Origin of the sequence: Gordonia sp. ALPHA1B1 (assembly GCF_005502615.1) — a bacterium.
Lineage (GTDB): Bacteria > Actinomycetota > Actinomycetes > Mycobacteriales > Mycobacteriaceae > Gordonia > Gordonia hongkongensis.
The window spans coordinates 22232-41409 of the sequence record NZ_SCOC01000019.1 but is presented as its reverse complement, the minus strand read 5'-3'; the positions used below and the strand labels follow the sequence as shown (position 1 = coordinate 41409).

Below are 19178 nucleotides of genomic sequence, written 5' to 3'. Positions count from 1 at the left end.
GAGGTGACATGATCACCAGATCTCATGGGGCAGACCCCAGGCCGTCAGTTCCCGGTCGAGCAGGTCCGCGACCACCGCGTCGGAGGGAAAACTCGTCTCGTCGCAACCGAGCACGGTGAACGTCACCTGATCACGGGTGCGGACCAGCCACGACTGGACGCCGTCACCGAAGCGCTGGCCGACCGAGGCGTCGACGCCCTGAGCCATGCCGCGGAATGCGACCTTGCGCGCCGACCGCCCGCCGAGCACCGTCGCCTCCGGGGGGATGTCGCCGAGGTTGGAGATCACCGCGTCGGGAATCCCGTTGCCCGCGCTGACCAGCTTCACGATGACCGCGGGCGGCAGGAACCAGGCCAACGGCCGCAGGTGGATGTGCGGTGCCCGGCGGCCCTCCGACAGTCGGACGAAAGCCGCCTTGCACGTCGCCCGGATCCCGCCGAGATCGCCACCGGCGACCGGCTCGTCGGTGAGGTACACCGACACACCGGCGATCGGGTTGGACCGGGTGTCCGCCTCGCTCTCACGACGGTCGACCGGCACCCCGACCTTGATCGGATTCGGCAGCGGCGCATGGCCACTGGAGCGCAGCAAGCCGCTGACCACCGCGATGAACAGCGTGTTCGCGGTGCCGTCGTGCTCGGCGGCGACCCGGTCGAAGTCCGTCGCGGGGACCGTCGCGGTCGCCCAGGTGAAGTCGGCGGCCGGCGACCGTTCGGCTATCGGCGCGCGGACCGGACGCGGGTCGGGTTCGGGGCCACCGGCCTTGCGCTGCTCGAGTGCCGCCCGCACGAGCCCGGCGAGGACCGCGCCGGCCTGCGACCCGGCGTCGGCGAGGTCGCCGATCCGCTGCCGCCGCCACGAGACCGGCGGACGCGTCGTCGCCGCAAGATCGGCCCCGGACGCCCGGTCCGCGTCGCGAGCCAGTGGCACCTCCGACGCCGAGGCGGCCTCGGCGGCCGCCGCGAGCATGCCGCGACCGTCGGTGACGACGTGCAGGGCACAGAGGGACACCACCGTTCCACCCGACGCGGTGGGCGCCGACCGCAGGCGCCAGCACCGCCCGCCCTCGGCGTCGAGGGGAACCGAGGACATCTCGGCGGTCGCCCAGTCGTCGATCTTCGCCTCCGGCACCGGTCGGCTGTCGGCGGCCAGCCCGGGTGCGTCGGGCGCGGCAATCCACCGCGGGCGGGCTCCGACGACATCCGGTACGACGAGCATGCGGTTGAGGCGCCCTCGCGCGAACGCGGCGTTCATCGCGGTCAGCGTCTCGATCGAGACCTCCTCGTCGAACACCCACACGAGCTGGAGCACCACCGACCAGCCGAGTGCCGGCGTGACGAACCAGAACGGGGCGTCCTCGGAGGTCAGGCGCTCGCCTCGGATCGCCGCCCGCTCGTCGCGGAGCCGGGCTGCGAGGCCACGCAGACCCGGTGCCCGCCCGGCGTCGGGTTGTTCGGCCATGGGCGACTTCGTCGTCGTCATACGTCCACCTTCGTTGCGCTGTGACTGTGTGGTCCCTGTGGGAGCCGTGGCCCCGTGCTCGAGCTTGTCACCGAACGCTCGATCTCGCGCACGGCGTCCCCGAGCGCCACATCCTCGGCCACCAGGGCGTCGCGGAGCCGTCCGGACCGCTCGGCGGCTGCGGGATCGAGCATCGACGCGACGGCGTCGGTCAACCGGTCCACGTCCAGGTCCCGTCCCGCGCGGGCCATCGGCATCGCCACGCCGACCCCCAGGCGTTCGAGTTCGGCGCCCCAGAACGGCTGATCCGCGCCGTACCAGCAGACGACCGACGGCCGGCCCGCGCGCAGAACGGCCGCCGTGGTTCCGGCGCCGCCGTGGTGGACCACCACCGCGCATCGGCCGAAGACCGTGCGGTGATCGACCTGGGACTCGATCCGCACCGCCTCGGATGCGATCTCGGCCCGGACCTCGGCGTCCAGTTCGGTCCAGCCGGCGCACACCAGGACTCGTCGACCGAGCCGCCGACCGAGTTCGGTGACGACGCGTAAGGTGGCCGCCTCTCCCCGCAGCGGCATGCTCCCGAATCCGACATAGATCGGGGCGTCCCCGGCGTCGAGCCAGGACGTGAGCGCGTCGGACCCGGCGACGGGCTGGTCTGCCGGCGATCCGAGGAAACCGACCGTCGGACGACGACGAACCGCGGAGTCGGCGGTCCATCTGCGTTCGTGCTCTACGCCGAACATCGGGTCGTAGGCCTGCAATTCGAGGCCGGGCGCTGCCCGCAGTCGGGCGGCGTAGGAAGCCGACGACCCGGGCGACCCGAGGTGCATGCGCAGCCGGCGCTCACGCCGTCGGGTGAGGACGGCGAACGCGGCGTCGTAGGCGGCCCATTGCGTCCGGACGGCACGCGGTCCGCCCGGGAGGTGACCGGGCACCGGTGCGACCCGACTGTTACGCCGCACCGGCGCGTGATGAAGGGAGATCAGGGGGACGCCGGCGGACTCGGCGAAGGCGAGAGCGGGCTGTTCGGTGATCAATCCCGTGACGATGACATCGGCACCGTCGACGACCTCGGCCATGTCGGAGACGAGCTGGTCCCACCCGGCGTTCCGGAGCGACAGCAGCACGCGCAGCCGTCGCAGCGGATGACGGCCGGCCTGCTTCCGGGCTCGCGCCACCGACTCGAGGTGGGCCCGGGTGTCCACGCCGAGACGCACGACCTCGAGCCCGGTGATGCCGTCTGCCCACTCCAGAGCCGGCCCGATCATGTTGGGCGGCACCCCGAGACGGACGTCGTGTCCGCGCCGCGCGAGCGCGCAGGCCAGCACCGTCGCCGGTTGGACGTCCCCGCGGGTTCCGTTGATCACGAACGAGATCCTCATGCCGACCGCCCGGTGATCCTGGTTCCCGGCCGTGTGGTGATCCCGGTCTCCGGCCGCGCGCCGCGGTGGCCGACCGTGTTTAGAATCGGTCCCGATCCGCCACCGCCGGGCACGGGTCGCCCATCCGACCGCACCCAGACGTGAGGGGTTCGACGTTGAGGTTCGTGATCGCAGTCAACGGCAGTCGCGGCGATGCCCAGCCGGCCGTCGCCCTGGCCGCCGAGCTCGTGGGCCGGGGCCATACGGCGACTCTCGCGCTGCCACCCGACCTGGTCGACTTCGGCAGCGGCGCAGGGGTTCCCACCGAGTCGTACGGGTCGAGCACCCGTGCCCTGCTCGACTCGGAGATGGTCCGGGAGGACATGCGGTCGAAGAACCCCCGGACCCGGTTGCGTGCGGTGTCGGCGATGTCGGTGCGGGACGGCCGGGCGATGCAGCAGCGGTTGCTCGAACTCGCCGACGGCGCGGATGCGATCATCGCGAGCAGCGCCGGTCAGGAACGCGCCCACAATGTCTCGGCGGTCCTCGGCATCCCCCACATCCCGTTGCACTACTGCCCCATCCGGCGCAACAGCTCGGTGTCGTTGCTCGCGCACCTGGGCATCGACGCCCCGGCGATCGTCAACGACCTGAGCTGGCGCGTCGCCGAACGCGCCCTGTGGCTCGCCACCCGCTCGGCGGAGACCACGCTGCGGGCCGATCTCGGACTGTCGCCGCTGAACCACCCGTATTCCGAACTCATCGGCCGTACCGGCGTTCCCGAGATCCAGGCCTACGATCCGGCTCTCTTCGACGGACTCGCGACCCAGTGGGGCCGGCGCCGGCCGCTGGTCGGGTTCTTCACCCTTGCGGCCGCGCAACGCGCCGGGGTGGGCGACGCCGGACTCGACGGGGCCTCGGGAGCGGGGACGCTGGCCGACTGGCTCGACGCCGGCGACGCCCCGGTGTACGTCGGCTTCGGCAGCATGCTGCCCGCCGACCCCGACGGTCTGGCCGATGCATTCCGGACCGCAGCGCGGCGACTCGGGATCCGCCTGCTGGTGTCGGGCGGCTGGAGCGGTTTCATGTCGACCGAATCCGGCTCTGCCACATCCGAATCCGAAGCATCGGGACTCACGGATGCGATCCGCGTCGTCGGACACGTCGATCACGACACCGTGCTGCCGCGGTGTCGGGCCGCGGTCCACCACGGCGGCGCGGGTTCGGTGGCCGCCGGGTTGCGTGCCGGCCTGCCGACGCTGATCACGTGGGTCGGCGCCGATCAGCCGATCTGGGGCCGGGCGGTGAGCAAGGCCGCTGTCGGGGCCACGCTGCCGATGGCGCGGGTGACAGCGGAGTCGCTGATCGGCGCCCTCGACACGATCCTGGACACCGAGGTCCGGGGACGGTCCGCCGAGCTCCGCAGTCGGCTCATCGCCCCCGACGAGGCCGTACACGCGGCGGCCGACATCGTCGAGGACACGATGCTTGTCACGACGGTGCGCGGCGCCGGCTGATCCCGGAACGCCGACCGACCGCCCGACCCTATGGGAGGACTCGATCGGAACCACCGCCCCGCAACAGGTTTCGCGGGTCGACACGCCCGGTCCGGGAGTCGTAGGACCGCAACACGACGAGTCGTAGCGCATGCGCGACCGTGATTGCGGGCACGTACACCGCCGCCGAACCCGCTGCCAACCCGAAGCGACGGTGCAGCAGGAACGTGCGCGGCAGGAAACTCATGTAGCGGACGAACGGCACCATGCCGGTCTCCATCCGGCGCGGTGACACCCCGACGGTCAGCGAGCGGAGAAACGCGTTCCGACCCCCGGCGTCACCGACACACAGTCCCATATCGACGTCTTCGAAGATGTTGCGGCGCATGCTGACACGGTCCCGGATCCGCACCCAGGTCGCACGGCGCAGCACCATGTTCGAGCCGTACAGGACAGGCACCTCGGACACGGACTGCTCGCCCCGCAACCTGTTCAGCGGGTGCAGCCGGGTCTTCCACCGGTCCAACCTGCCGGCGAGCGGCACGTCGTAGGCCTCCCCTCGCCCGCACAGGGCCGCCCAGTCACCGCGGACATCCGCGGTGAAGAACTCCACGATCGTCCGCGCCCAGTCCGGCGGCACCCGGGTGTCGGCGTCGATGCGGGCGATGAGATCACCGGTCGCGGCGTCGAGTCCGGTGTTGCGCGCGTAGACCAACCCCTGTCGTACTTCGTCGATCACCCGGACACGGGGATCAGCCGAACACCAGGCATCGATCACCGCCCGGCCGCCGTCGGTCGAGTTGTTGTCCACCACCACGATCTCGGTGATCTGGTCGAACTGTGCGGCCAGGCGGGTCAGGCAGTCGCCGATCGTGTCCTCCTCGTCGAAGACCGGGACGACCACCGAGAAGGTGAGCGGCGTGCCCATGATGGCTACTCCTTGCGCTGATCGGTTCGGTGCGGACACTCAGGTCCGCCGCATGTAGGTCCGCAGGGTCACCGGCACCACGACGGCGAGGACCGCCGCCGCGCCCACGAGCGTGTAGGCGATGTCGGTTCCCACGTCCTCGCCCGCGGCCAGTCCGCGCGCCGCCGTGACGAGATGGGAGACCGGATTCGCCGACGCACAGGCCTGCATCCACCCGGGCATGGTGTCGATCGGGACGAGGGCGTTCGACACGAAGGTGATCGGCATCAGCACGAGCATCGAGACGCCCTGGACGGTCGACGCCTTGTCGAGCAGGACGCCGAGCAGCGCGAAGATCCAGCTCAGCGAGAATGCCACCACCACGATCAGGACGCAGGCGACCGCGACCCCCACGGGGCTCGCCGGCCGGTACCCCATGATCACCCCGACGCAGACCGTGATGGCCGAGGCCACCACATACCGCAACGTGTTGGCCACCAGTGCGCCGGCCAGCGGCGCGATGCGCGCGATCGGCAGCGACTTGAACCGGTCGAACACCCCGCGATCGAGGTCCTCGCGCAGCTGGACGCCGGTGACCACCGACGCCGCGACACACACCTGGACCAGTACGCCGGGAATGAGCAGCGGCAGGTAGCCCACCACGTTCCCGGCGATCGCGCCGCCGAAGATCGAGGAGAACATGACCGTGAACACGATGGGAAGCACGATGACGTCGAACAGCTGCTGCGGGTTGTGTTTGATCTTCAGCAGGCCACGATGGGTCATGGTGAGTGACTGCATCACCGCGGCGGTCGGCCGAACCCGGTCGTGGGATTCGGCCGGGGCGTCGCCGGCGGCGAGTGCGCTCGGCTGCAGGGAACCGGTGGTCATGCGCGGGCTCCCGCCGAATCCGCCTGTGCCGCCATCGGTGCCGATCGCGTGGGGTCGCCCCCGTCGGTCAGCGCGAAGAACACCTCGTCGAGGGTCGGGCGCACGACGTTGACCGAGGTCAGCCCGAGCCCGCGCGCGCGGAGCGCACCGAGGATGTCGGCGAGGGGGTCGATGTCGGACATGGGCAGTACGAGGATGCCCTCGCCGCGCGCGATCGTTGCCTCGCCGTTCGCGGTGAACGGCGCGCACACCTCTGCCGCGGCGATCAGATCGTCCGCATCGGCCAATTCGAGTTTCACACTCATGTCGCCGACTCCGGCTTTCAATTCGTCGGCGGTCCCGTCGGCGACCACTCGGCCGCGATCCATGACCGCGATGTGATCGGCGAGTTCATCGGCCTCGTCGAGATATTGGGTGGTCAGCAATACGGTCGAACCGCGCGACACCATCTCACGAACCGTCTGCCACATCTGCGCCCGCGTCCGCGGGTCGAGTCCGGTGGTCGGCTCGTCGAGGAACAGCAAGCGAGGCCGGGTGATCAGCGAAGCCGCGAGATCGAGGCGCCGGCGCATCCCGCCGGAGAAGTGCCCCACCCGGCGGGTGGCGACCGCACCCAGCCCGAATTCCTCGAGCAGTTCGTCGGCACGGACCCGGGCGCGGCGGCGCGACGAACCGATCAGACGACCGAAGATCATCAGGTTCTCGCGGGCGGTGAGATCCTCGTCGACCGAGGCATACTGCCCCGTGACCCCGATCAGCGATCGAACCGCCGTCGCCTCCGCGACGACGTCGTGCCCGAAGATCCGGGCGCCCCCGGCATCCGGGCGCAGCAAGGTCGCGAGCATGCGCACGGTGGTGGTCTTGCCCGCACCGTTGGTTCCGAGCAGGGCGAACACCCCGCCCGCGGGTACGTGGAGGTCGACGGCGTCGACAGCACACGTCCCGCCGTACTGCTTGGTCAGACCGTGGGCCTCGATGGCCGGGACGGTCGTGGACATGGCACCCCCGATGCGTGTATTCGACTTCGAGTGGGCCGCTCGCTCCGCTGCCGGCACCCTTCTCGGCCCACGGTAGGTGAGCTCTCCGGACGCCGCAACGTGACCTGTCCCGGCATACCGTGCTGCCCGCCAATGCATTTCGGCGCAACGCGGCCTGACCGCGCATTCCCTCCGATGCCACCCCTGTGCGGCAGCCGCTCGTCATGAGTTCTTTACATGAACGCTACGAAACGCCCTTGACCGCAAGGCCGAACACCCAATTCGGATCAAAAACCTCTGTCTCGCAGCGCGATTCCGACACCGACGGTGCGTCCGTGCACACCTGGACACCGTCCCCGTGATCAAGCTCACGGACTCCTGCCGCAGCACATGTCCGATGTGACCGCTTAGGCTCGGTTCAGACACAGGCGGCCGTGATGCGGTCCGTTCGACCGGAGAGACCTCCGGGACGTCGTCGGACAAGGTCGTGCGCGTGCATCGGGGTACGGGCGATTCCTGTTGTCTCAGATCAGAACTCATGGGCCGGGGGGCCATGCCGGCGAAGGCATGGCATGGCGTCGCGGCCCGAGAACGGATGACCGACGCATGGACGACCGCGAATGAAGTTCACCGAACTGTCCGACTATCCCGTCCCGCCCGGGACGGTGACGATCTGGACACCGACCACACGCGCGGATTCCGCGGGCTGGCACACCGATCCGCGACCGTTCACCTACGACCAGTCCGCCTCGATACGACGGTCGACCGCCTGCGACTCCGACGAGGCCTCCTGGCTCGGGGCGGTTTTCGAGATCGACGACGATCTCGACGACGAGCACTTCGATGCCTGCCTGCGCGGGTGGATCACCCGGCACGAAGCCCTCCGCTCGACCTCGGACCCGACGGCCGACGACCCGCACCGCGGCCGGCGTACCTACCGCGGAGCGCATCTCGGAGTCGACGCCGAGGCCGTCGGCGGATTCGACTCGGGGGACGACGTCCGCGAGCTGCTCACCGCGATCTTCGACACCAGGCTCGCGCCGACGCGGTGGCCGCACTGCATCGTGGCCACGATCGAGTCCGAGCGCGGCTTCACCGTCGCCTTCGCCGCCGACCACGTGGTGATGGATGCGTACTCGATCCTGTTGAGCATGAGCGAGATCCGCCGGCTCTACCTCTCCCCACGGCGCGGCTCGTCCACCGAGATGGCGGAGGTCGGCAGCCACCTCGACTTCAGCGTCCACGATCGGGCGGTGGGACTCGGACTCACCGTCGATCACCCCGTCGTCGCACAATGGCGCGCCTTCCTGGACAGCTCCGCCGAGACCCCGGGCTTCGACCTCCCGCTGGTCCGTCCGCACCTGCAGACCCGGGACCGTGCGCGCACCCCGCGCCAGCGCGGCATCTCCGAGTATGTCGCCACCGACAACCAGGCGACCTTCATGACCTCGGCGGCGCGTGCGCGCGGACACGGTACCCAGACCGCGGTGTTCGCCGCCCTCGCGGTCACCCTCCGCGCACTCACCGGCCGGGACACGCTGCGGCTCACCATGCCGATGCACACCCGATCCGAGGCACGGTATGCCGGGTCGGTCGGCTGGTATGTCGGTCTGGCGCCGCTCGAGGTCGACCTCACCGCCGCCCACACGTTCGACGACGCCCTCGACGCGACCGCGGCCGCCATCGACGCCGTGCGCCATCTGCCGTCCTTCCCCTACCAGCGCATCGTCGAACTGCTCGGTACCGGCGGCGAACCCGAGTTCGTGGTGTCGTATCTCGACATCCGCCACGTCCCCGGGGCGGCCGAATGGGAGGCGGCCCGCGCGCAGATCCTGCGGGGCGGCTCACGGTCGGACCGCGAGGTCTACCTCTGGATCGCGCGTGTACCCGGCGGGATCACCCTGTCCGCCCGGCATCCCGGCCATGACCCCGCCGACGCGAGCATCCGCGACCTCCTCACGACCTACGCGACAGTGCTGCGAGCACTCGCCACCACCGGCACCGGACTGCCCCTGTCCTCCTACACCCACGCGAACTTCGCCGGCGCCACCGCGATCGACGGCGCCCGCCCCGCATGACCGACGAGAGGACCCGATGAGAATCACGGCCATGGGCAACTGGCGCCCACAACCGGGAACCGCCGTGCGATTCGATCCGACCGAGGCGTGCCGCGCGGCCGCGGCGGCCACTCCCGTCCACACCGCACCGGTGACCTTCCTGGCCCAGAACCACGTCCGCGGTGCTGCGGTGGCCCGGGCCGCGGGCCGTACCCATCGCGGATACCTGGGATCGGGCACGGAGATCGACGGCGACCCCGACACCGCGGCACTCGGGACCGCCCTGACGCTCTTCGTCCGGCGACACGAGGTGCTGCGCACCTGGTTCGAATGCCGCGACGGAGAGGTCACCGCCCATGTCGTCGACCCGTCCGACATCGAGTTCGAGGCACACATCGACGGCGAACTGGCGAGCACCGAGGACATCCACCCCTATCTCGTCGACCGATTCGACCGCGAGACCCCGAGCGACTCCTTCCCCGGCTTCGCCTTCGGAGCCGTCCGCCGCCCGGGCGGCTTCGCCATCTTCCTGGCGTGCGATCACGCGCTCTCCGACGGCGCCTCACAGGCCCTCGCCCTCGACGAGATCGCGCAGATCTACGCCGAACTGATCCGGCCGGACGGGCACGGCCACCCCGAGCCGGACCCCGCGACGCCGGCCGCCGGGAGTTACTTCGCCTACGCGGCCGCGGAAGCGGAGGTGACCGCCGAGCATCTGGCCGGGTCGCCCGAGACCAGGGCGTGGCAGGACATCTTCCGACGCCACGACCTGCAGATGCCGCGCTTCCCACTGGACCTCGGCCTGAGGCCGGGAGAGACGGCGCAGGTGGCCGGGGTCGAGGTCTCACTGCTCGATCGTGGCGGCATCGTCGCCTTCGACGCCGTCTGCCGGGCGGCGGGGGGTCGGTTCGTCGACGGCATCTACGCCGCCATCGCCGTCGCCGACCGCGAACTGGCCGGCGCCGACGACTACTACGGCATGACGGTGTTCAACACGCGTGCCGCGCTCGACGGGTACGCGACGTCGCAGGGATGGTTCTGCAACTTCGCCCCGGTCGAGTTCTCCCTCGCCGGCGCGTCGACGTTCTCCGAACTGATCCCGGCGGCCCATGCGGCCCGTCGCCGCGCTCGTGACCTGGCCGCCGTCCCGGTCGCCGCCGCACTGGCCGCCATCGCCGCCGCCGGGGCCACCCCGGACGCGATCATCACCGCACCGAACCTGTTGTCGTACATCGACTTTCGCTGGTTTCCCGGCTCCTCGCGCGAGGCCTTCCGGCGCGGTGCGCTGTTCACCGGGGAGGGGCGCACGGCCAACGCGTCGGCGTGGATCAATCGCGATCACGACGAGCTCTACCTGGGTAGTCAGATCCCGGGCACGCCCTTCGCCGAGTCGGTGGCCCGCCCCTACTACGAGCGGCTACGCGACATCATGACCGACATCGCCGCCACCGGCGACCGGCGGATCCAGGCGCCGGCGGCCGGTTCCGGGCGATCTGCCCCGCCCACCGACTCGGCGCTACGCAGAGGAGCGTGAGCGGGCGTGCACGTCACCACCATCGATCGCTACCACCCACCCGCCGGCGAGCTGCTGACCTGGACCGTGGACGTCTCGGCCGCCCGGCCCGAGATGTCCGACGTACCACCGTCGTTCAACCAGACCGTGCACCTGGCCACGGCCGGTGACTCGAGTACGTGGCTGGCCGCCGCGTTCACCGTCCGCGGGCGCGTGGACCGTGCGGCGCTCGGGTCCGCCTACCGGGCGCTCATCGCCCGGCACGGCACCCTGCGGTCGTCGTTCTCGGCGGGTCCCACGGGAATCCGGCGACACGCTTACGATCCGGACGACCTCGTCCTGCACCTCGGCAGCGTGGTCGACACGACCGCCGACACCGTCCTACGCGACCGGCTTCGCGACACCCTCGATCACGCGTGTCATCCCTTCGGTTACCCCGCGTTCCTGTTCGCGGCGATCGACCGCGACGACGCGTCGACGATCATCTGCGGATTCGACCACTGCCATGTGGATGCCTACTCGATCTCCATCGTCATCGACGACCTGCACCGGTTGTACGACGGATACCGTTGCCACGGAGAGCTTTTCGATCCCTCCACCCTGGCGATGAGCGGGAGTTTCGTCGACTTCTGCGCCGCGGAGTCAACAGCGCCCCCGGTCGCACTGTCCGACCCGCGGATGCGCCGGTGGCTCCGGTTCTTCGACGACCGGGACGGCACACTGCCCACCTTCCCGCTGGATCTCGGGGTCGAACCCGGCGCCACCGCGCCACAGGCCACCGAGGTGCGCGCACTCCTCGGCCGGCGGGAGACGGAGCAGTTCGCCGAGTTGTGCCGGCGCAGCGGCGCGAGCGTGTTCGGCGGGACGCTGGCCGCGATGGCCGACGCCGTGCGCCGCTGCGGCGGCGGACCCGAACTGCCCCTTCTGTTCCCGATGCACACGCGACGGGAAGAGAGGTGGCGCAACGCAGTCGGATGGTTCACCACCAATGCCCCGCTGCGGGTCGTGGGCACCGGCGATCTGCTGGGGACGATCCGGCGTACCGGGCCCGAACTCCGTCGCGCGGTCACGCTCGGCGAGGTTCCCGTCCCACAGGTGATCGAGGCGATGGGCGGACTCCGTCGCACACGCTCGGACATCTTCATGGTGTCCTATGTCGACTACCGGCTGCTGCCCGGCGCCGACCGACACCGGACCATCGACGCCCATCACATCTCGAACGCGACCACCGCCGACGACGCGCAGTTCTGGATCTCGCGCACGGACGACGGACTCGCGCTGCGGGCCCGGCACCCCGACACGCTGACCGCGCACCGCACCATCCGCCGGTTCACCGACGAGCTGATCCGTACTCTGCGAGCGGGCGTCGAACTGGCGGCGGCCGGCGACACCGACATCGAGGAGCTGGACGGAGGCGCGGACACCGCGCACGTGGTCGGTCTCTGACCACCAGGTTTGCGAGGTCGCGAGGGGATGGTCGCTCTCGGCCTGCTCCTGCGCGGCCGATCGGTGCCGGCCGGTACCCGCGACACGGGACCGGTCGGCGGTCAGCGGATCTGAACCCGGTCCCCGGCCTCTACTGGATCGTCGCCGCCGCGAGGGCGGGAAGCGCGGCGGTGATCAGGGCGAGCAGTTCGTCCCGGGTGAGCGCTTCGGCGTCGACCGGCTCGGCGGTGAGCCAGCGGATCGTCGTCTCCTCGACGAACGCGATCCAGCCGTGCACGCTCATCACGACGACCGGGGTCACCTCGACCCCGAACACGGGTGCGTGGTCGAGCACGCGGGCGACCATCACCTCCCGGGTGCGGTCGAAGACCTCGCGCATCGCGGCGTCCGAACTCGAGGCCCCGCGGATCAGCGCGGTGTAGGCGGTGCGGTTCTCGCTCACGTAGTCGACGAACGCGGCCATCGATGCCGAGAGGATGGCGATCGGGTCGCCGAGGGACTCGTCCGGCTCGGTGCGGGCGAGCATCCGGTCGGCCTGGGCCTGTGCGATCGCGACGTGGAACTCCTGCTTCGACGCGAAGTAGTGGAACAGCAGGGCGCGCGACACCCCGGCGGCATCGGCGATTGCGTCGATCGTGATCTCCTCCAACGGCCGGTCCCTGACCATCGCGAGCCCGTAGTCGATGAGCTGGTCACGACGTGCCTCGGGACTCATGCGCGTGCGCTTGTGCGGCGCGCGCCGGTGGTCACCTCCGTCGTCGCCGGTCGTCTCGCCGCTGATCGTCTTGCCGTTGATCACCGACACCGCGCACATCCTCGTCTACTGGCCACGCGGCCAGCCTACCCTCTATTGAGGGTTGTTCAATAGCTATTGACACGTGTTCAGTACCACCTTATGGTGACACCATGACAACGAACGATGTAGAGATCGCCATCATCGGTGCCGGCTTCTCGGGTCTGGGCGCCGCGGTCCGTCTTAAGCAGAACGGTTTCGACGACTTCGTCCTCCTCGATCGCGGCAGCGACTTCGGCGGGACCTGGCGCGACAACACCTACCCGGGCGCGGCCTGCGACGTCCCCTCGCAGCTCTACTCATTCTCGTTCGCGAAGAACCCCACCTGGTCGCGGTCCTACTCTCACCAGCCCGAGATCCACGACTACATCAACGGGGTCGCCGACCGGTTCGGAATCGGCGCGAAGGCGCGCTTCGGCACCGAGGTGACGCGGACCGCATGGAACGAGGACGAGGGCCGTTGGATCATCGACACCCTGCAGGACGGCAAGACCGATCAAGTGCGGGCACGAGTCCTGGTCGGCGGTGTCGGCCCGCTCTGCGAGCCCAACCTCCCCGACATCGAGGGCATCGAGTCCTTCGAGGGCAAGATCGTGCACTCCGCGCGCTGGGACAACGACCACGACTTCGGCGGGCAGCGCGTCGCGGTGATCGGGACCGGTGCGTCGGCGATCCAGCTCGTTCCCGAGGTCGCGAAGGTCGCCGGGCGCCTCGACGTGTACCAGCGGACCGCACCGTGGATCGTCCCCCGCACCGAGCGCGCCTACAGCTCCGTCGAGCACTGGGCCTACAAGAACGTCCCCGGGTACCAGTCCGCGGTCCGCGGTGGCATCTACGCCGCCAACGAGGTCGTCGCGTTCGGTCTGACCTACTCCCCCAAGGCCCTCAAGCCGGTCGAGTTGCTCTGCCGCGCCAACATCCTGCGCGGCATCGGCCGCGACGCCGAGCTGCGGCGCAAGGCCACCCCGACCTTCCAGGTGGGCTGCAAGCGCATCCTGCGGTCCAACGACTGGTACCCGGCCCTCGCCCGCCCGAACGTCGATCTCGTGACCGACGGCATCGACCGCATCACCCCGACCGGGATCGTGTCGAAGGACGGCACCGTCCGCGAGGTGGACGTGATCGTCGTCGCCACCGGATTCCACGTCACCGACTCCCCCGTGTTCGAGAAGATCATCGGCAAGGACGGCCGCAGCCTCGCGCAGGTGTGGAACGAGATCGGTATGCAGGGCTACAAGGGCTCGTTCGTCCACGGCTTCCCGAACATGATGCTGATGGTGGGCCCGTCGACCGGGCTGGGCCACACCTCGATGGTGTACATGATCGAGTCGCAGCTGAACTACCTCGTCGATTATCTGAAAACCTCTCGCGCGCTGGGGATCACCCGGACCGAGGTGAAGCTGTCCGCCCAGCAGGAGTTCAACGCCGGAATCCAGCACAAGCTGCGCAACAGCGTGTGGGTGAACGGCGGGTGTGCCTCCTGGTACAAGGACGCCAACGGCAACATCACCACGCTGTGGCCGGGCTTCACCTTCGCGTTCCGGCAGACGACCCGTTCCTTCGACGTCGCCGCCTACGATGTGACCCGCGGTGCCCGGCGATCCGCCGCACCCGCGGTGCCGGCCGCTTCCGCCACCGGCGACGACATCGCGTCGCCCGCCACCGCCAACGCCTGACCGAACCCACCCACAGGAGACAAGACATGAAGGACTTTCGCGGCAAGGTCGTCGTGATCACCGGCGCCGGTTCGGGAATGGGCCGTGACATCGCCGTCAAGCTCGCGCGTCGCGGTGCGCGGCTGGCCATCTCCGACGTCACCCCCGACGGCCTGGCCGTCACCGAGAAGCTGGTGACAGAGGCCGGCGCCGAGGTGCATTCGCAGCTGCTGAACGTCGCCGAGCGCGAAGCGGTACTCACCTACGCCGACACCGTCGCCGAGCACTTCGGCGTGGTCAATGTCGTGTTCAACAACGCCGGCATCGCCCACCACGGTGAGATCGAGCGCACCGAGTTCAAGGACATCGAACGGGTGATGGACGTCGACTACTGGGGAGTCGTCAACGGCACCAAGGCGTTTCTGCCGCACGTGATCGCGTCCGGGGACGGGCACATCGTGAACACCTCGTCGTTGTTCGGCTTGCTGGCCGAACCGGGCCAGGCCGCCTACAACTCCGCCAAGTTCGCGGTGCGCGGATTCACCGAGGCGCTGCGGCAGGAGATGATCATCGCCAAGCACCCGGTGGAGGTGTCGTGTGTGCATCCCGGCGGGATCAAGACCGCGATCGCCCGCAACGCCACCGTGTCCGGGGACCATGACCAGAAGGCCACGGCCGCGTTCTTCGACCGCTACCTCGCCCGGATGACGAGTGAGGATGCGGCCGAGGTGATCATCGAGGGCGTCCGGAAGAACAAGGCACGCATCCTGGTCGGCACCGACGCCAAGATCCTCGACCTCGCAGTGCGCCTCGTCGCCTCGAAGTACCAGTGGGTGTCGGCGAAGCTCACCGGCTGGGCGCTGTCGAAGGCGTAATAGGTCCGTGTTCGCGCACGGGTCGTGACACCGACACGCGGTCGGGGCGTGTCGGTGTCACGGCGCCGGGAGCGAAGCGAGCGGGCCGAATGAGCACGGCGCCGGGAGCGAAGCGAGCGGGCCGAATGAGCACGGCGCCGGGAGCGAAGCGAGCGGGCCGAATGAGCACGGCGCCGGGAGCGAAGCGAGCGAGGCCGAATGAGCACCGCGTTGTCGTGTCTTCCCTACAGCCCGTGTTCGCCCAGCCAGGCCAGCGCGACGTCGCGCGGGTCCGCACCGCCGTCGACCTCGGCCGCCATGGTGGCGAGATCGGCGGTGGTGATCTCGCCCGCCACCTTGTTCATGGCCTTCACCTGATCGCGGTTCAGCGCCGCGGAACGGAACACCGGGACCAGCACCTCCGCCCGCGGACCCGACTCGTCCGCGGGTTCGGCAGCCGCGGCACCGTCCGCGGTGTCGCCGCCACCCGGTGATGTGCGGAGCGCCTGGACCTCCGACGACGCCCCGTCGGCGTCCTCGCCGGCGATCTCGAGGGGGGTCAGCAGTCCGACCGCGCCGCCGTCGGCGGCACGTCGGAGCACCTCCTCTCCGGTGGCGGTGACCTCGACCGGACCGAAGGCACAACCGGCGTCGGCGAAGGCACGCATCGTCGAGTCATCGGGTTCGGCGACGGCCACGACCGGCAGGCCCGCCGGCAGTCGGCCGCAGTCCTCGAGTCCGGTGGCGCCGACGTCCCCGGCGAGGGCCGTCGACACGAAGATCTGCGGCGCCGCCGATACCGGCGTCTCATCGCCGACCGAAACCCCTTGCGGGAGTGCGCGGTTCAGGTCGTTGTAGACGTCCTCGGCGCCGATCGCGGTAGACGACGGAGACAACAACGTCAGCAGTTCCCCGGTGAAGGCGGGGAAGAGATCGAGCGCAGCGCGGTCCATCTCGTCCAGCAGCGCCGGCGCGTCGCCACGGAGCTGGTCACCGGACACCACCGATCCGGAATTGCGCAACGCTCCCGCGTACACCTCGGCCATCACGCGCATCGCCGGGTCCTCCGACGAGCCGATCACCACCCCGCGCGGTGGAGACGACGAGTCGTCGGCGCACCCGGCGATGACCACCGCCAGGACGACGATCAGACCGGCCACCGTGATGAGACGTTTGCGGACACGACGTTCAGTCACCCCGCCACCGTATCCGCAGCACGTCCCACGTCCGAACGAGGCGGGTCCCCGGGTCGGCTCACGCTCCCTCGGCAATGAATCCCATGACGGAGTCGGCGATGAGCTGCACGGCGATCGCGGCGAGGAGCAGGCCCGCGATCTTGGCGAGTAGCGTGATGCCGCCGATGCCCAGGATGCGGATGAGCGCCGTCGAATAGCGCAGGACCAACATCACCACCAGGTGAACGCTGACGATGGCTGCCGCGATGGCCAGATAACCACCCGATCCGGCGTCGACGCCGCTCACACCGACGATGACCGCGGCGATGGCACCCGGTCCGGCGAGCAGCGGGGTGCCGAGCGGCACGAGCGCGACGTTGACGTCGTCGGCGGCCGTTGGCTTGCCGGCGTTGCCGAGGCCGGTGAGCAATTGCAGCGCCACGAGCAGCAACAACAAACCGCCGGCGCCCTGCAGCGCCGGGATCCCGATGTGGAGATAGTTCAGGATGGCTTTGCCGGCGACGGCGAACACACTGATCACCAGGAGGCTGACGAGCGGCGCCTGCCAGGCCGCGCGCCGCCGGTACTCCGGCGAGCGTTGACCGACCAGGCTGAGGAACAGCGGGATCTGGCCAGGCGGGTCCATGATGACGAGCAGCGTGATCAACGTCGTCGTGTACACCGTGACGTCGAAGGACACGTTCGGAGAGTGTACGGGGCCCGCCGGGTAGCATCGGCACTCGTGCCCTCGATCCCCCGGCCTGGTCCGCGCGGGTTGTCACCGCGCCGCGAGCGCCGCCCGCTCCCCGAGATCCGCGTCCCCGTGGCGCGGGCGATCGTCGATTGCGCGGTGTACGTCGACGGCCACCGGCAACCGGGACGGGTGAGCTACACCGAAGGTCTCGCCCGGGTGCGGGCCGCCGGCGAGGGCTTCGTATGGGTCGGACTCCACGCCCCCGACGACGCTCAGATGGCCGACGTCGGCGCCACGTTCGGCCTTCACGAACTCGTCGTCGAAGACGCGGTACACGCGCACCAGCGGCCGAAGCTCGAGGTCTACGACGACACCCAGTTCCTCGTCCTGCGCACCGTGCAGTACATCGAGCACGAGACGATGGCCAAGGCGAGCGAGGTCGTCGAGACCGGCGAGATCATGGTCTTCGCGGGGCCGGACTTCGTACTGACCGTGCGCCACGGCGAGCACACCGAACTGTCGGAACTGCGCCGTCGCCTGGAGACGCACCCCGAGCGTCTGGCCCTCGGCCCGACCGCGGTGCTGCACGCCGTCGCCGACAAGGTCGTCGACAGCTACCTCGCCGTCACCGACCGGATGGACGCCGATGTCGCGGCGATCGAGGAGGTCGTGTTCGGTCGGCAGGGTCACGCACTCGACATCGATCCCGTCTACCTCCTACGGCGCGAGGTGCTCGAACTCCGTCGTGCGGTGACACCGCTGGCGGCCCCGCTGCAGAGTCTCACGGCAAGCGGTAACCCGTTGGTGCCCAAAGAGATCCGACGCCAGTTCCGCGACGTCGCCGACCATCTCACCACCGTCATCGACCGAGTCCTCGAGTACGACGAGCTGCTCACCTCCCTCCTGCAGGCCGCGGCGGCGAAGGTCGGTATCCAGCAGTCGACCGACATGCGCAAGATCTCGGCATGGGTCGCGATCGCCGCGGTGCCGACCATGGTCGCCGGGATCTACGGCATGAACTTCGACCACATGCCCGAACTGCACCAGGAGTGGGGTTATCCCGTCGTGCTGGGCTGTCTGGTGGCCCTCTGCGCGACGCTGTTCGTCGTGTTCCGGCGCAGTCACTGGTTGTGACCCGCGACTGGGATTGCCCACGCACCGGCGTGGGTAACCGGCTTCGATGACCCGCACGGACCACGCCGAGGACACGGCGCGACAACTGATCGACCGCGCCGGCCGCACCTACGCGCAGGACGCCGGCATCACGCTGAAGAACACGCCGTCACCGCTCTTCGAGCTGTTGGTGCTCGCCCTGCTCCTCAGTACGCGGATCTCCGCGGACATCGCGGTGGCCGCCGCGCGCGAACTGTTCACCGCCGGTTACCGGACCCCGGAGAAGATGGCCCGCGCCGACTGGCAGAAGCTGGTCGACGCGCTCGGCCGCGGCCACTACGTCCGCTACGACGAGAGCACCGCCACCCGCCTCGGCGAGGCGGCGCAGAAGGTCCTCGACGACTACCACGGCGATCTCCGTCGGCTCGCCGACGACGCCGACTCCGACCCCACCCGCGCGGCGGAACTGCTCCAGGATTTCACCGGCATCGGTCCGGTCGGGGCCGACATCTTTTTGCGTGAGGTGCAGTCGGTGTGGGAGTGGGTCGCACCGCGTTTCGACAAACGCGCGCTCGCCGCCGCCCGGGACCTCGGACTACCCGAGGACCCGGCACGGCTCGCCGATCTCGCCGACGGCCGGCCCGAGGTGCTGGCAGCGGCGCTGGTGCGTGTCTCGCTCGACAAGCAGTTGCGCGCGGAGATCGCCGGATCCGACAACCGGGCCTAGGCTGGGACGACGGTCACAACCACCCGGTGATGGTTTGTGCCGTCCCCGATCCGGT

At 69.8% G+C, this 19178-nt stretch carries 16 protein-coding genes; 8 read left to right on the top strand and 8 right to left on the bottom strand.

The genetic code is table 11. From position 1 onward, the window contains the following. Positions 1–12: 12 nt before the first annotated feature. Entirely contained in the window at positions 13–1482 is a 1470-nt protein-coding gene (locus FFS52_RS14205; RefSeq protein ID WP_137810065.1) for a hypothetical protein, read from the bottom strand. Beyond that, positions 1479–2831 (bottom strand): glycosyltransferase, encoded by a 1353-nt coding sequence (locus tag FFS52_RS14200; protein ID WP_249356245.1) that lies wholly within the window; start codon positions 2829–2831, stop codon positions 1479–1481. Before FFS52_RS14200 ends, FFS52_RS14205 begins: the two co-directional genes overlap by 4 nt. A gap of 179 nt (positions 2832–3010) precedes the next feature. Here FFS52_RS14200 and FFS52_RS14195 point away from each other — a divergent pair, with 179 nt between their 5' ends. Further along, positions 3011–4342, top strand: a complete 1332-nt coding sequence (locus FFS52_RS14195; protein ID WP_223258810.1) for a glycosyltransferase — start codon at positions 3011–3013, stop codon at positions 4340–4342. Between the two features lie 28 nt (positions 4343–4370). On the opposite strand, the gene FFS52_RS14190 is transcribed toward FFS52_RS14195, so the two are convergent. Genes FFS52_RS14190 through FFS52_RS14180 form a run of 3 tightly spaced genes read right to left on the bottom strand, consistent with a single transcriptional unit; the run spans position 4371 to position 7117 of the window. Continuing rightward, positions 4371–5249, bottom strand: a complete 879-nt coding sequence (locus FFS52_RS14190) for a glycosyltransferase family 2 protein (RefSeq protein WP_065632821.1) — start codon at positions 5247–5249, stop codon at positions 4371–4373. A 39-nt stretch (positions 5250–5288) separates the two neighbouring features. Further along, complete coding sequence (locus FFS52_RS14185; protein WP_065632820.1) at positions 5289–6119, bottom strand: ABC transporter permease; 831 nt, start codon at positions 6117–6119, stop codon at positions 5289–5291. Next, positions 6116–7117, bottom strand: coding sequence for an ATP-binding cassette domain-containing protein (locus tag FFS52_RS14180; protein WP_137810063.1), 1002 nt, complete (start codon positions 7115–7117; stop codon positions 6116–6118). Before FFS52_RS14180 ends, FFS52_RS14185 begins: the two co-directional genes overlap by 4 nt. A 599-nt stretch (positions 7118–7716) precedes the next feature. Here FFS52_RS14180 and FFS52_RS14175 point away from each other — a divergent pair. The 3 genes from FFS52_RS14175 to FFS52_RS14165 are packed head-to-tail and all read left to right on the top strand — an operon-like array spanning position 7717 to position 12112. After that, complete coding sequence (locus FFS52_RS14175) at positions 7717–9174, top strand: condensation domain-containing protein (protein WP_137810062.1); 1458 nt, start codon at positions 7717–7719, stop codon at positions 9172–9174. Between the two features lie 16 nt (positions 9175–9190). Beyond that, positions 9191–10687, top strand: a complete 1497-nt coding sequence (locus FFS52_RS14170; protein ID WP_137810061.1) for a condensation domain-containing protein — start codon at positions 9191–9193, stop codon at positions 10685–10687. Positions 10688–10693: 6 nt separating this feature from the next. Continuing rightward, positions 10694–12112 (top strand): condensation domain-containing protein, encoded by a 1419-nt coding sequence (locus tag FFS52_RS14165; protein ID WP_137810060.1) that lies wholly within the window; start codon positions 10694–10696, stop codon positions 12110–12112. 130 nt (positions 12113–12242) lie between these two features. Here FFS52_RS14165 and FFS52_RS14155 read toward each other — a convergent pair whose 3' ends face one another. Then, positions 12243–12827: a TetR/AcrR family transcriptional regulator gene (locus tag FFS52_RS14155; RefSeq protein WP_240198985.1), complete on the bottom strand. Its 585-nt coding sequence runs from the start codon at positions 12825–12827 to the stop codon at positions 12243–12245. 191 nt (positions 12828–13018) lie between these two features. On the opposite strand from FFS52_RS14155, the gene FFS52_RS14150 reads away from it, so the two are divergent. Both FFS52_RS14150 and FFS52_RS14145 read left to right on the top strand, forming a co-directional pair. Next, the gene (locus FFS52_RS14150) at positions 13019–14581 is read left to right on the top strand and encodes an NAD(P)/FAD-dependent oxidoreductase (RefSeq protein WP_137810059.1); all 1563 of its coding nucleotides are present in this window, start codon (positions 13019–13021) and stop codon (positions 14579–14581) included. Positions 14582–14607: 26 nt separating this feature from the next. Continuing rightward, the gene (locus FFS52_RS14145; RefSeq protein ID WP_137810058.1) at positions 14608–15435 is read left to right on the top strand and encodes an SDR family NAD(P)-dependent oxidoreductase; all 828 of its coding nucleotides are present in this window, start codon (positions 14608–14610) and stop codon (positions 15433–15435) included. Positions 15436–15659: 224 nt separating this feature from the next. On the opposite strand, the gene FFS52_RS14135 is transcribed toward FFS52_RS14145, so the two are convergent. After that, entirely contained in the window at positions 15660–16610 is a 951-nt protein-coding gene (locus tag FFS52_RS14135; RefSeq protein WP_137810057.1) for a glycine betaine ABC transporter substrate-binding protein, read from the bottom strand. A gap of 58 nt (positions 16611–16668) precedes the next feature. Then, positions 16669–17289 (bottom strand): MarC family protein, encoded by a 621-nt coding sequence (locus FFS52_RS14130; protein WP_058252719.1) that lies wholly within the window; start codon positions 17287–17289, stop codon positions 16669–16671. Positions 17290–17331: 42 nt separating this feature from the next. Between FFS52_RS14130 and FFS52_RS14125 the strand changes: the two genes are divergently transcribed. Next, positions 17332–18417 carry a magnesium and cobalt transport protein CorA gene (locus FFS52_RS14125; protein WP_058252770.1) on the top strand — a complete coding sequence of 362 codons (1086 nt, stop codon included), beginning with the start codon at positions 17332–17334 and terminating at the stop codon, positions 18415–18417. A 46-nt stretch (positions 18418–18463) separates the two neighbouring features. Continuing rightward, positions 18464–19123 (top strand): endonuclease, encoded by a 660-nt coding sequence (locus FFS52_RS14120; RefSeq protein WP_065632810.1) that lies wholly within the window; start codon positions 18464–18466, stop codon positions 19121–19123. Positions 19124–19178: the final 55 nt, after the last annotated feature.